This window comes from Micromonospora sp. NPDC049171 (assembly GCF_040648275.1).
Classification (GTDB): domain Bacteria; phylum Actinomycetota; class Actinomycetes; order Mycobacteriales; family Micromonosporaceae; genus Micromonospora.
Window position 1 is genome coordinate 241,287 of record NZ_JBEZDJ010000005.1, and the last position, 11,771, is coordinate 253,057.

At 72.5% G+C, this 11,771-nt stretch carries 14 protein-coding genes; 12 read left to right on the plus strand and 2 right to left on the minus strand.

What is annotated here, in order from left to right; translation table 11 throughout:
• Nucleotides 1-2 precede the first annotated feature (2 nt).
• The 7 genes from AB0B14_RS08955 to AB0B14_RS08985 all read left to right on the plus strand — a co-directional run bounded on the left by AB0B14_RS08955 (nt 3) and on the right by AB0B14_RS08985 (nt 6,226).
• Nucleotides 3-905 carry a sulfotransferase domain-containing protein gene (locus AB0B14_RS08955; RefSeq protein ID WP_357069308.1) on the plus strand — a complete coding sequence of 301 codons (903 nt, stop codon included), beginning with the start codon at nt 3-5 and terminating at the stop codon, nt 903-905.
• Nucleotides 902-2,164, plus strand: coding sequence for a hypothetical protein (locus AB0B14_RS08960; protein ID WP_357522061.1), 1,263 nt, complete (start codon nt 902-904; stop codon nt 2,162-2,164). Before AB0B14_RS08955 ends, AB0B14_RS08960 begins: the two co-directional genes overlap by 4 nt.
• 212 nt (nt 2,165-2,376) lie before the next feature.
• The gene (locus AB0B14_RS08965; RefSeq protein WP_357069312.1) at nt 2,377-2,856 is read left to right on the plus strand and encodes a UDP-N-acetylglucosamine--LPS N-acetylglucosamine transferase; all 480 of its coding nucleotides are present in this window, start codon (nt 2,377-2,379) and stop codon (nt 2,854-2,856) included.
• 98 nt (nt 2,857-2,954) lie between these two features.
• Nucleotides 2,955-3,524, plus strand: coding sequence for a glycosyltransferase (locus AB0B14_RS08970; RefSeq protein WP_357069453.1), 570 nt, complete (start codon nt 2,955-2,957; stop codon nt 3,522-3,524).
• Nucleotides 3,521-4,444: a glycosyltransferase family 2 protein gene (locus AB0B14_RS08975; protein ID WP_357522063.1), complete on the plus strand. Its 924-nt coding sequence runs from the start codon at nt 3,521-3,523 to the stop codon at nt 4,442-4,444. Before AB0B14_RS08970 ends, AB0B14_RS08975 begins: the two co-directional genes overlap by 4 nt.
• Nucleotides 4,445-4,544: 100 nt before the next feature.
• Nucleotides 4,545-5,723 (plus strand): chorismate synthase, encoded by a 1,179-nt coding sequence (gene aroC / locus AB0B14_RS08980; protein ID WP_357069316.1) that lies wholly within the window; start codon nt 4,545-4,547, stop codon nt 5,721-5,723.
• The gene (locus AB0B14_RS08985; RefSeq protein WP_357069318.1) at nt 5,723-6,226 is read left to right on the plus strand and encodes a shikimate kinase; all 504 of its coding nucleotides are present in this window, start codon (nt 5,723-5,725) and stop codon (nt 6,224-6,226) included. The genes aroC and AB0B14_RS08985 overlap by 1 nt, the downstream gene beginning before the upstream one ends.
• A 27-nt stretch (nt 6,227-6,253) precedes the next feature.
• On the opposite strand, the gene AB0B14_RS08990 is transcribed toward AB0B14_RS08985, so the two are convergent.
• Nucleotides 6,254-6,982, minus strand: coding sequence for an alpha/beta hydrolase (locus AB0B14_RS08990; protein WP_357069320.1), 729 nt, complete (start codon nt 6,980-6,982; stop codon nt 6,254-6,256).
• Between the two features lie 80 nt (nt 6,983-7,062).
• Here AB0B14_RS08990 and AB0B14_RS08995 point away from each other — a divergent pair, with 80 nt between their 5' ends.
• From AB0B14_RS08995 to nusB, 5 genes are all read left to right on the plus strand, one after another.
• On the plus strand, nt 7,063-8,061 hold the full coding sequence (locus tag AB0B14_RS08995) for a YafY family protein (RefSeq protein ID WP_357069322.1): 999 nt from the start codon (nt 7,063-7,065) through the stop codon (nt 8,059-8,061).
• Between the two features lie 10 nt (nt 8,062-8,071).
• Nucleotides 8,072-9,151, plus strand: coding sequence for a 3-dehydroquinate synthase (gene aroB / locus AB0B14_RS09000; protein WP_357522065.1), 1,080 nt, complete (start codon nt 8,072-8,074; stop codon nt 9,149-9,151).
• Nucleotides 9,148-9,615 (plus strand): type II 3-dehydroquinate dehydratase, encoded by a 468-nt coding sequence (gene aroQ / locus AB0B14_RS09005; protein ID WP_357069326.1) that lies wholly within the window; start codon nt 9,148-9,150, stop codon nt 9,613-9,615. The genes aroB and aroQ overlap by 4 nt, the downstream gene beginning before the upstream one ends.
• A 369-nt stretch (nt 9,616-9,984) precedes the next feature.
• Nucleotides 9,985-10,542: an elongation factor P gene (gene efp, locus AB0B14_RS09010; protein ID WP_210793018.1), complete on the plus strand. Its 558-nt coding sequence runs from the start codon at nt 9,985-9,987 to the stop codon at nt 10,540-10,542.
• A gap of 23 nt (nt 10,543-10,565) precedes the next feature.
• On the plus strand, nt 10,566-10,976 hold the full coding sequence (nusB, locus tag AB0B14_RS09015; RefSeq protein WP_184188983.1) for a transcription antitermination factor NusB: 411 nt from the start codon (nt 10,566-10,568) through the stop codon (nt 10,974-10,976).
• A gap of 72 nt (nt 10,977-11,048) precedes the next feature.
• Here the strand turns inward: nusB and AB0B14_RS09020 are convergent, their stop codons facing one another.
• Entirely contained in the window at nt 11,049-11,537 is a 489-nt protein-coding gene (locus tag AB0B14_RS09020; RefSeq protein WP_007458348.1) for a transcriptional regulator, read from the minus strand.
• Nucleotides 11,538-11,771 lie beyond the last annotated feature (234 nt).

Below are 11,771 nucleotides of genomic sequence, written 5' to 3' on the forward strand. Positions count from 1 at the left end.
TCGTGGCGTCCATCCGTGACCGGGTCAAGCAGTTGGTCCCGACCCAGGTGACCGTGCGGGTGAAGGAGTCCCTGGTGGACTACGGGGTCCGCACGAGTGACCGGCGGCCCCTGCCGGACTTCCTGATCATCGGCACGAAACGGGGCGGCACCACCTCCCTGTGGAACTACCTCATCCAGCACCCGCTGGTGCCCCGCCTCTTTCCGGCCTGGAACACCAAGTCGGCGCACTACTTCGAGGAGCACTGGGGGCGCGGCGAGGCGTGGTACCGCTCGCACTTCCCGACGCAGCGCCACCGTGACGCCCTGTCCAAGCGGCACGGCGGGCCGGTCCGGGTCGGCGAGGCCGCACCGCTGTACATGTTCCACCCGCTCGCCGCCCAGCGGGTCGCCGCGCTGCTGCCGGCGGTGAAGCTGATCGTGCTCCTGCGCGACCCGGTGGAGCGGGCGTACTCGCACTGGAAGGAGCGCCGCACGCACGGCATCGAGCCGCTGGACTTCGCCGACGCGCTGGCTGCCGAGCCGGAGCGGACGGCGGGGGAGCGGGAACGGTTGATCGCCGAGCCGGAGTCGTTCAGCGAGGCGTACGACTGGTACACGTACCGGGCCCGGGGGCGCTACCTGGAGCACCTGGAGCCGTGGTTGGAGCGTTTCGACAGGCAGCAGATCCTCTTCCTGCCCAGTGAGGACCTCTACCGGGACTCCCGCGCGACCTACCGGCGCACCCTCGACTTCCTCGGGCTGCCCGCGTACGACCTGCCGCACTTCAAGGTCTACAACGACCGGCGCTCGGCGCCGCTGGAGCCGGCGGTGCGCGCGGAGCTGACCGACTACTACCGGCCGCACAACGACGCGCTGCGCCAGCGGCTCGGGCTGGACCTCGACTGGGCGGACCGGCCGGCGTGACGACACGGGTCGGCTCGGCCACGGACCCGCGGTCGCGGGTGGACGGCCTGGGCTGGGTGAGTCGCGCGGTCTTCCCCGACGAGCGGGTCAACCTGACCGTGGGCGGTGGCGCACCGCCCGGTCACCGGGCGGTGGCCCGGTACGCGGTGGTGCCGTCGGTCGCCCGGGCCCGGTTCCTGGTGCCGTTGGGCGCGCCCGCGGCCGGGGCGGCGTCGCTGCTGGCGTACAACGCCCTGCGACCACCGAAGGTGCGCGCGTTGCGGGCGGTGCTCGGCGGGCTGGCCCGGCTCGGTGCGGTGGGGCTCGCGCCCTTTCCGACGTTGACCGTCTCGGTGCCCGCCGGGGCGGTGGCCGCGGAGTTGCTGCTGACCGAGCGACTCGCGGCCGAGTTGGGCGGCACGCCGCTGCTGGCCGCGTGCGGGGTCCGACCACCCGACCCGAACGTCAAGCCCACCCTGCAACTCTTCAGCGCTGACGGCCGACCGCGCGGCTACGCGAAGATCGGCTGGAACGACGCGACCCGCGCGTTGGTCACCGCCGAGGCGGCGGCGCTGCGCGCGTTGGGCGCGGTGGCCGGCGTCGCCGACCACCCGACGCCGCCGAGGCTGCTCACCGAGACGACGTGGGCGGGCCAGGTGGTCGCGGTGATCGAGCCGCTGCCCCCGGCGGTACGCGGCGTGCCGGTCGACGACGCCCCCCGGATCGCGGCGCTGCTCGCGGTCGCCCGACGCGGCGGCCCGGCGGACCCGCCCCGAACACTCGCCGGGTCGACCTTCCTGTCCCAGCTGGCCGGGCAGGCCGACCGGGCCGCCGCGGCCGGGGAGAGCGGTGCGCGGGCGGTGGCCGCGGTCGCCGCGCTGGCTCGCCGGCACGGCGACACAGCTGTCGAGTTCGGCCACTGGCATGGTGACTGGGTGCCGTGGAACCTGGGCCAGCACGACGGCGGGTTGGTCGCCTGGGACTGGGAGCACAGCGCGGCGGACGTGCCGGTCGGCTTCGACCTGGCGCACGACGCGTTCCAACGAGCCCTGGTGCTGCGGGGCGAGTCGGCGGCCGTCGCGGCGTCGGCCGTCGACACGTACCTGGACCGGCACGGCGGCCGACTCGGCCTTGGCGCGGCACAGCGCCGGCTGGTCGCCGACGCGTACCTGGTGGAGATGTGGTTGCGGACCTGGCGGCTGGCCGACGCGGGCGCGGGCTGGAACGCCGCGCTGCATCCCGCACTCTTGGACGTCATCGAGAAAAGACATAGCGGCTGATCCGGAGGAATCGCGGTGCCGGTGGCGCCGCAGAGTGACGACAAAAACGCAGGTGGTGATGACGATCGATGAAGTTCGGACGTTCGACGTGCAGGACCGTCCGACATGGAGATCGATGTCTCGTCCGATCACGCTATTCAACGACCACAGAACGTGTGATCTGCTTCTGCGTGGCGTGAACTGGAATTCCAAGCGAACTTGTGGGGAGTCGCGTGGACACGAAGAACGACGACGATGCCGCGCCAGTGCTCCTGCTGGTCGGCTCCAGCGGTGGCCATCTGGCCCAACTACTCGCCCTGCGGCCCTGGTACGAACAGTGGCGGCGCTGCTGGGTCACCTTCGACACACCGGAGGCAGTGTCCCTGCTGACCGGCGAGGATCTGGTGCCTGCGCACCACCCGACCACCCGCAACGTACCGAACCTGCTGCGCAACGCACGGTTGGCCTGGCGGGTGCTGCGGGCACGGCGGGTCGCCGCGGTGGTCACCACCGGCGCCGGGGTGGCGGTGCCGTTCGTGGTGCTGGCCCGGCTCTGGCGCATCCCGACCGTCTACATCGAGGTGTACGACCGGATCGACACCCCGACGCTCACCGCCCGGCTCTGCCGGCCGTTCCTGTCCGCGATGCTCGTGCAGTGGGACGAACAGCGCCGGCAGTATCCCGAGGCGACTGTCGTCGGGACGCTCCTGTGACCGGGGAGGCCGGCACCGCCCGGCGTCCGCAACCCCGGTCGTCCGACGAGGAGGCCCGGCTGTCGCGCCAGCGCGACACCCCGGCCGGCCAGCTCCGGCTGCTGGTCGCGGTCGGCACCGACAAGCACCCCTTCGACCGGCTCGTCGACTGGCTGGCGCAGTGGCACCAGCAGGCAGGTGACCCGATCGGGCTGACGCTGCAACACGGGCACACCACCGCTCCGCACCTGCCCGGCGCGGTGGCGTTCCTCGGTCACGACGCGCTGCAACAGGCGATGGACGAGGCCGACCTGGTGGTCTGTCACGGCGGCCCGGCGACCATCCTGGAGGCACGCCGGCACGGCCACCTGCCCATCGTGGTGCCCCGCGACCCGGCCCGCGGCGAGCACGTCGACGACCACCAGCTCCTCTTCGCCCGCCGGCTCGGCGCCGCCGGCCTGGTGGCCCTCTGCGAGACCCGGGAGGCGCTGCACGACGCGTTGGCCGAGGGGCTGGCCGACCCGTCCCGGTACGCGGTGGCCGCCGACCCGGCGGCGCACGAGGCACGACGGGCGGCGGTGGCCCGGGTCGGGCGGATCGTCGACGAGCTGGTGGCCCGTTCGACCCCGCGCCCACACCGGCGGCGGGCCTGGTCCCGGCCGCGCCGGGGTGCGAAGGAGATCCGATGACCCACCAGCCGAGCGTCAGCGTCGTGGTGCCCACCCGGGACCGCCCCGAGCTGCTGCGGTCCGCGGTGCGCGCGATCCTGGCGCAGGAGTACCCGGGCCGGATCGAGGTCGTGGTGGTGTTCGACAGGTCCGTGCCGGACGAGTCGCTGACCGAGCTGGGGGACGGCCCGGCCCGCGCGGTGCGGGTGCTCGGCAACACCCGTACCCCGGGGTTGGCCGGCGCCCGCAACAGCGGCACCCTCGCCGCCGAGGGTGAGCTTGTCGCGTTCTGCGACGACGACGACGAGTGGCTGGCCGGCAAGCTGGCCGTGCAGGTCGACGCGTTGGCCGCCGATCCGGGTGCCGAGTTCGTCTGTTGCGGCATCCGGGTCAGCTATGACGGGCACACCGTCGACCGGGTGCTGGACATGGACCGGATCACCCTGGACGACCTGCTGCGTGACCGGTTGACGGAGCTGCACCCGTCGACCTTCCTGATGCGCGCCAGCGCGCTGCGGGACGGGTTCGGGCTTGTCGACGAGGAGATCCCGGGCAGCTACGCGGAGGACTACGAGTTCCTGCTCCGGGCCGCACGCAGCGCGCCGCTGATCAACCTGCGGACACCCTCGGTGCTGGTGCGCTGGCACAAGCGCTCGTACTTCTCACAGCGCTGGGACACCATCTCCGAGGCGTTGCAGTGGCTGTTGCGGCGCTACCCCGAGTTCGACAGCCAACCGGCCGGTGCGGCCCGGGTGACCGGGCAGATCGCGTTCGCCCAGGCCGCGTCCGGCGACCGTCGGGGCGCGCTGCGCTGGGCCCGGCGCACCCTGCGGAGTAATCCCCGCGAGCCGCGCGCCTATCTGGCCCTCGCCGTCGCCGGTCGGGTGGTCCGGGCCGACGCGGTGCTGCGCACCCTGCACAAGCGGGGCCGGGGGATCTGACCTGCCGCCGGTGCCCGGGCGACCGGGCACCGGCGTCCGCAGGGCGGGACGCGGTGGGCAGCGTGCCGGGTCGGTGGCGCGCCGTGACAGACTGATCGCTGTGTTGCGTTGGCTGACTGCAGGTGAATCGCACGGTCCCGCCCTTGTCGCGATGATGGAGGGGGTGCCGGCCGGCATCGAGGTGACCACCACCGTGATCGCCGACGAGCTGGCCCGCCGGCGACTGGGCTACGGCCGGGGTGCGCGGATGTCGTTCGAGCGGGACGAGATCGAGGTGCTCGGCGGCCTGCGCCACGGTGTCACCCTGGGCAGCCCGGTGGCGATCCGGGTCGGCAACTCCGAGTGGCCGAAGTGGCAGACCGTCATGGCCGCCGACCCGGTCGACCCCGACGAGCTGGCCCGGCAGGCCCGCAACGCCCCGCTGACCCGCCCCCGGCCGGGCCACGCCGACCTGGCCGGCATGCAGAAGTACGGCCACACCGACGCCCGGCCGATCCTGGAACGCGCCAGCGCCCGGGAGACCGCCGCCCGGGTGGCCGTCGGCGCGGTCGCCAAGGCGCTGATCCGACAGGCGCTCGGCATCGAGATCGTCTCGCACGTCATCGAGCTGGGCCCGGTGGCCGCGAAGCCCGGGCTGCGTCCCGTCCCGTCCGATGCCGACCGCATCGACGCGGACCCGCTGCGCTGCCTCGACCCGGAGGCCAGCGCCCTCATGGTCGCCGAGGTCGACGCCGCGAAGAAGGCCGCCGACACGCTCGGGGGTGTGGTCGAGGTGCTGGCGTACGGGGTGCCGCCGGGGTTGGGCAGCCACGTGCAGTGGGACCGCAAGCTCGACGCCCGACTGGCCACCGCGCTGATGTCCATCCAGGCCATCAAGGGCGTGGAGATCGGCGACGGCTGGCAGCAGGCCCGGTCCCGGGGCTCGGAGGCGCACGACGAGATCATTCCGTCGGCGACCGGTGTCCGCCGGGTCACCGACCGGGCCGGCGGGCTGGAGGGTGGCATCACCACCGGTGAGCCGCTGCGAGTCCGTGCCGCGATGAAGCCGATCTCCTCACTGAACCGGGCGCTGGCGACCGTGGACATCACCACCGGCGAGCCGGCCACCGCGATCAACCAGCGTTCCGACGTCTGCGCGGTGCCCGCCGCGGCGGTGGTCGCCGAGGCGATGGTGGCGCTGGTGCTCGCCGAGGCGGCCACCGAGAAGTTCGGCGGCGACTCGATCGCCGAGATCCGCCGCAACCTCGCCGCCTACCTCGACGCCCTGGTGATCCGCTGATGGCACCGGTCGTCGTGCTGGTCGGCGCGCCGGGCTGTGGCAAGACCACCGTGGGCCGGGCGCTCGCCGGCACCCTCGGGGTGGAGTTCCGCGACACCGACCTCGACATCGAACAGTTGGCCGGCAAACCGATCCCGGAGATCTTCATCGACGAGGGCGAGGCCCACTTCCGTACCCTGGAGCGGGCCGCGGTGGCCGCGGGGCTGGCCTCCGGCACCGGTGTGCTCGCCCTCGGCGGCGGCGCGGTGCTGGCCGAGGAGACCCGGGCCGCCCTGGTCGGGCACCGGGTGGTGTACCTCTCGGTCGAGTTGCCGGACGCGGTGAAGCGCGTCGGGCTCGGCGCTGGCCGGCCGCTGCTGGCGATCAACCCGAGGGCCACGCTCAAGCACCTGTTGGACCAGCGCCGGCCCCTCTACGTCGAGGTGGCGACCGAGACGGTGGTCACCGACGGCAAGGCCCCGGCGCAGGTGGTCGCCGAGGTAGCCGCCGTGCTCCCCCACTGACGCCACCGGGCCCTGCCGGGGGGTTGCTCAGCCTCGGGCGGCGGCGTCGAGCAACTCGGCCAGGGCCTTCGGCTCGCTGAGCATCGGCCAGTGCCCGGTGGGCAGCTCGAACAGCTGCCCGTCGGCCAACCCGGTGAAGAACGGGTGCCCCTCGCCGATCAGCTGCCGCACCACGCTGAGCGGGAAGGTGCTGGCGACCAGCGCGGTCGGCACCGGGCGCCCACCGGTGCGACGCACCGGGTCGGTGGCCGCCGCCAGCGGCTGCGGGGTGGCCCGGGCCCGCAGCAGGGCCAGCGTCGGCTCGTCCAGACCGGCCAGGTTGGTGGGGTCGGCAGCCGGGTCCCACGCTGGCGGCGGCAGCAGGTGACCGGTGCCGATCGCGGCGCGTAGCCGCTGCTGCTCCTCCGGTGGCAGCGTGTCGAACTGCGCGACGCCGTCCGGCAACGGCCCACTCTCCACATAGATCACCCGGCCGATCCGGTCCGGGATGCGGTCCGCCGCCTGGGCTGCCGGCATCCCGCCGCCCGAGTGGCCGACCAGCAGCACGTCGCGCAGATCCTCGACCTCGATCAGCCGGACGATGTCGGTGGTGTGCGTCTCCAGGCCGATCTCCGGCCCGGCGAGATGGTGGCGTTCGGCCACCCCGGTCAGTGTCATCGGGTGGACCTCGTGCCCCTGCGCGCGCAGCGCCGAGGTCACCTCCCGCCACGCCCAGGCGCCCAACCAGAACCCCGGTACCAGCACGAACGTCGCCATCTGTCGCTCCTTCTCTCGGCTACCGGAATGACCGTACGATCGCAACCGGACAGAATCCGCCCGGTTTGAAGGAGTGCTCTGTGTCACATCCCGCCGGCCGGGTGCTGGCCCTGCTCGAACTGCTGCAGACCCGGCACCGGTCGACGGCCGTCGAGCTCGCCGGCCTGCTCGGCGTGGACGAGCGGACCGTGCGCCGGTACGCCGCCACCCTTGTGGAGTTGGGCATCCCCGTCATCGCCGACCGGGGCCGCTACGGCGGCTACCGGCTGCACTCCGGCTACAAGCTGCCGCCACTGATGCTCACCGACGACGAGGCGCTGGCGGTGCTGCTCGGCCTGGTCGTCGCCGAACGGGTCGGGCTGGCCACCGAGCTGCCGGGCACCGCCACCGCGCTGGCCAAGATCCGCCGGGTGTTGCCGGTGCCGCTGGCCGACCGGCTGACCGCCGTGCAGGAACACCTCGGGTTCACCCTGCGGCGCACGGAGCCGGAACGGGGGCCGGCGTCGGGCACCCTGCTCACCCTGGCCGCCGCCACCCGGCACCGGCAGCGGGTGGCACTGGACTACCGCTCCTGGCGGGGCGAGCAGTCGCGCCGTGAGCTCGACCCGTACGGGCTGGTCTTCCACGCCGGCCGCTGGTACGTCACCGGCCACGACCACCGACGCGGGGAGGTCCGCACCTTCCGGCTGGACCGGATCGGCACCGTGACCCCCACGTCGGCGACGTTCACCGTGCCGGACGGCTTCGACCCGGTGGCCCGGGTGACCAGGTCGCTGGCCGGCGTGCCGTACACGCACGAGGTCGAGGTGCTGCTGGAGACCGACCTGGTCGCCGCCCAGCGCCGCATCCCGCCCAGCGTGGCGGAGTTGACCGCCACCACCGACGGGGTGCTGCTGCGGGCCCGGGCGGAGAGCCTGCCCGGCATGGCCGCGCTGCTCGCCGGGATGGGTTGTCCGTTCACCGTGCGGCACCCGGAGGCACTGCGTGCCGCGGTGGCCGAGCACGCCCGCCTGCTCGCCGACTGGGCGACCCGACCAGCAGGTGGGCAGACGCCGTTGCCGCGCCGTCCGCTCGACTAGGCTGCCGGCGATGGACGAGGTGACCCGGATTCCGGTCGGCGGCGATCGGCCGTACGACGTGTTGGTGGGACGTGACCTGCTGGGCGCGTTGCCCGGCCTGCTGCCCGGCGCGACCCGGGCGGCGGTGCTGCACACGCCCCCGCTGAAGGCTCTCGCGGACGCGCTCGGCGAGCGACTGCGCGCGGCCGGCGTCGAGCCGTTGCCGATCGAGGTGCCCGACGCCGAGTCGGGCAAACAGATCGACGTGGCCGCCGCCTGTTGGGACCGGCTCGGGGCGGCCGGCTTCACCCGTACCGACGCGGTGGTCGGGGTGGGCGGCGGCGCGGTCACCGACCTGGCCGGCTTCGTCGCGGCCTGCTGGTTGCGCGGGGTGCGCTGGGTGCCGGTGGCGACCTCGCTGTTGGGCATGGTGGACGCGGCGGTGGGCGGCAAGACCGGCATCAACACGGCCGCCGGCAAGAACCTGGTGGGCGCCTTCCACCCGCCGGTCGGTGTGCTGGCGGACCTGGCCACCCTGGACAGCCTGCCCGCGGTCGACCTGGCGGCCGGGCTCGCCGAGGTGGTCAAGTGCGGGTTCATCGCCGATCCGGCGATCCTGGACCTCGTCGAGCGCGACCCGGTGGCCGCCACCGACGTGCGCGGGCCGGCGACGCGGGAGCTGATCGAGCGGGCGATCCGGGTCAAGGCCGACGTGGTCGCGGGCGACCTGCGTGAGTCGGGCGTACGGGAGGTGCTCAACTACGGCCACACCCTCGCCCACGCGATCGAGCAGAACGAGGGCTACCGCTGGCGCCACGGTCACGCCGTCGCGGTCGGTCTGGTCTACGCGGCCGCGCTGGCCCGGCTCGCGGGCCGGCTGGACGCGCCGACCGCCGACCGGCACCGGGCCACGTTGAGCACGCTGGGCCTGCCGGTGAGCTACCCGGCCGACGCCTGGCCGCGGCTGCTGGCCGCGATGCGGGTGGACAAGAAGGCACGGGGCAGCCGACTGCGCTTCGTGGTGCTCGACGGGCTGGCCCGCCCGGCGATGTTGGAGGGCCCGGACGACGCGCTGCTGGAGGCCGCCTACCGGGAGGTGTCCGCCTCGTGAGGGTGTACGTCCTCAACGGGCCGAACCTGGGCCGGTTGGGCACCCGGGAGCCGGCGGTGTACGGCTCGACAACCTACGCCGATCTGGTGGCGCTCTGCGAGAGCACCGGCCGGGAGTTGGGGCTGGACGTGACGGTCCGCCAGACCGACGCCGAGCACGAGTTGCTCGGCTGGCTGCACGCCGCCGCTGACGAGGGCGTCGCCGTGGTGCTCAACCCGGCCGCCTGGTCGCACTACTCGTACGCTGTGCGGGACGCGTGCGCCATGCTGCGGGGGCCGCTGGTGGAGGTGCACCTGTCCAACATCCATGCCCGCGAGGAGTTCCGGCACCACTCGGTGGTGTCCGCGGTGGCGACCGGGGTGATCTGTGGGCTCGGCGTGGACGGCTACCGCCTCGCTCTGCATCATCTGGCTGCGCTGGATCTGGCTGCGCTGGATTTGGCTGCGCCAGGCGACGGCAGCTGACAGCGGACCGTCACGGCGGCTTCGCACGTACTCCTGTTTCCCTGATCTCACACTGAGTGGCGACGGCCCCGGTCGATCCCGACCCACCGCCTCCCTTTGCTCTGCTGCCCTATCTGCACCACCCCGACTGAACTGCGCTTTCGCCCGACGATGCCCGCGGCGGTCGAGACCAGGACGGCACTCATCGTGACCGTCGCCTCGGCGGGTGCAGAGCAAAGGGTGTGGGCGGTGTGGGTGGGGTCTGTCCAGGCGGGTACGGAGGGTGCCGCACCCGGGCGAGGCCGTCGGTGCCGAGACGGTGGCGGCCAACCTCCGGCGCGGAGAGTAGACTTCCCAGGTCTGTCCGCCAATTGATGATCAAGGCAGGAAATGGCCTCCACCAACGACCTCAAAAACGGCCTGGTACTCAACCTTGACGGCGAGCTCTGGGCCGTCGTCGAGTTCCAGCACGTCAAGCCCGGTAAGGGTGGTGCCTTCGTGCGCACCACGCTGAAGAACGTGCTGTCCGGGAAGGTGGTCGACAAGACCTTCAACGCGGGCACCAAGGTCGAAACCGCGACCGTGGACAAGCGCACGATGCAGTACCTGTACGCCGACGGTGAGGACTTCGTCTTCATGGATCTGGAGACGTTCGACCAGATCACCGTGCTCGGCGGCACGGTCGGCGAGGCAGCCAACTACCTGCTGCCCGAGGCGGAGGCGACAGTCGCCCAGCACGAGGGTGTGCCGCTCTACATCGAGCTGCCCACCAGTGTCGTGCTGGAGGTCACCTACACCGAGCCGGGCCTGCAGGGCGATCGCTCGACCGGCGGCACCAAGCCGGCGACGGTGGAGACCGGCGCCACCGTGCCGGTGCCGCTGTTCATCACCACCGGTGAGAAGATCAAGGTCGACACCCGCGACGGCCGTTACCTCGGCCGCGCCTGATGGCTGAGGGTTCCAAGCAGCAGATGCCGGCGCGCCGCAAGGCGCGCAAGCGGGCGCTGGATGTCCTCTACGAGGCCGACCTGCGGGACAAGCCTCCGGTGGAGGTGCTGGCCGGCTACGTGCAGCGGATCGAGCAGCCCCGACCGGAGCACCTGGGCTACGCGGTCGGCCTGGTCGAGGGCGTCGCCGAGCACCTCAACCGGATCGACGAGCTGATCGCCAGCTACGCCGAGGGTTGGACGCTGGAACGGATGCCGGTCGTCGACCGTAATCTGGCCCGGATCGCCGTCTACGAGTTGCTCTACGTCGACGAGATCGACGACGCGGTGGCGATCAGTGAGGCCGTGGAGCTGGCCCGGCAGATGTCGACAGACGATTCGCCGCGCTTCCTCAACGGGGTGCTCGGCCGGATCGCCGAGTACGCCACCCGCTGACCGTCGCACCGCACGTCGTAACACGAAAGGGCCCGTGCCGATCGGCACGGGCCCTTTCGGTACAGCGACAGCTCAGGAGGCGAAGAACGCCCGCGGGTCGGCCACCAGCACACCGTGCTCGGTGAGCCGCTCGATCAGCCCCGACGGTGAGGCGTCGTAGACGATCGCGAGCGCCCGCAGGTCGTCGGCGCGGATGGAGAGCACCCGGCCGTTGTAGTCACCACGCTGCTGCTGGATGGCACGCGCGTAGCGGGCAACGTAGGCCAGGTCCTCGGAGGCCTCGTCGTAGAGCCGCTCCAGGTCCAGGACGATCTTGCTGGTGGGCTCGTGACGGACACCACTGCCGTCAGGCAGCAGCTCCGAGACGGGGACACGGTAGAACTCGGCCAACTCGGCCAGACGGGACACCGTCACGGCCCGGTCGCCGCGCTCGTACGAGCCGACCACCACGGCCTTCCACCGCCCATTCGACTTCTCCTCCACACCCTGCAGGGAGAGACCCTGCTGCTGGCGGATGGAGCGCAGGCGGGCGCCCAGAGACTTGGCGTATTCAGAGGGCATTCGGACACTCCCAGTGCTGCTCGGGGTTCTCCCGTCGATCGCTACGGAGCGTGACGGTACGGGGAATGCGACACCTGGTCAAGTGGTCGAGACCCGACCGTTGGGGAGCGTCCGGGAAGTTATCCCCTTTTCCTGGTCCTGATCCGGTGGTCAGCGGCCGCCGTCCATCGGCCCGGTGACCACTGGTAACGTGGCGTGAAGCCCCGGTCTGGTCCGCTGCGCGGTCCGGCCGGA